We start from the raw sequence: 736 nt of genomic DNA, 5'->3' as shown, positions 1-736 counted from the left end.
CCGACAAGTACATGCACTACCTGACCGGCTGCGAAAACTTCTTCCGCAAGGGTGTCACCAATGTGGGGCAATTCACGTTGGTCAAGTAGGGCGGGACAAGTCGGCCCCGAACGGTGAACCGTTCGGGGCCGATTGCTTTACTGGGCCGGTTACTTCTCCAGCGTGAACTGATTGACGTCGGTGTAGCCCGCACGGAACAACTTCGCGCAGCCGGTCAGGTACTTCATGTACTTGTCGTAGACCTCTTCGGACTGCAGGGCGACCGCCTTGTCCTTATTGGCCTCCAGATTGGCCGCCCAGATGTTGAGGGTCCGCGCGTAATGCTGCTGCAGCAGCTGCACCCGCTCGATCGTGAAGCCCGCCGCCTCGCCGAATTTGAAAATGTCTTCCTGCGCCGGGAGTTGTCCACCCGGGAAAATTTCCTGGCCGATGAATCGAGCGAATCGGATATCGCTCATCGTGATCGAAACACCGCGCTCGTGCTGCTGCTTTTGCGTGTAGGTCAAGATGGTGTGCAACAGCATTCGGCCGTCGTCGGGAAGGATCTCGTAGGCGCGTTCGAAAAATGCGGGATAGCGCTCCATCTTGAAAGCTTCGAAGGCGCCAATCGTGACGATCCGGTCGACATTGTCCTCGAACTCTTCCCAGCCCTGCAACCGCACCTCGATGTTGCGACTGGTCGGCAATCCGGCCAGCTTGTTCTTGCTGTACTCAAACTGATTGCGGCTCAGCGTGA

1 protein-coding gene and 1 pseudogene are annotated in these 736 nt (G+C 57.7%); one reads left to right on the top strand and one right to left on the bottom strand.

The features are described from left to right. Positions 1-89: pseudogene (locus A5659_RS28105) on the top strand (cyclopropane-fatty-acyl-phospholipid synthase 1); the annotation flags it as partial. Positions 90-149: 60 nt separating this feature from the next. Here A5659_RS28105 and A5659_RS09205 read toward each other — a convergent pair. After that, positions 150-736 (bottom strand): class I SAM-dependent methyltransferase (locus A5659_RS09205; protein WP_067180543.1); only part of this gene is annotated, 587 nt, incomplete at its 5' end.

This window comes from Mycobacterium sp. 1165196.3, from assembly GCF_001673415.1.
Lineage (GTDB): Bacteria > Actinomycetota > Actinomycetes > Mycobacteriales > Mycobacteriaceae > Mycobacterium > Mycobacterium europaeum_A.
Note: the sequence above shows the minus strand (reverse complement) of the source record. Positions and strands in the feature narration are given on the sequence as shown.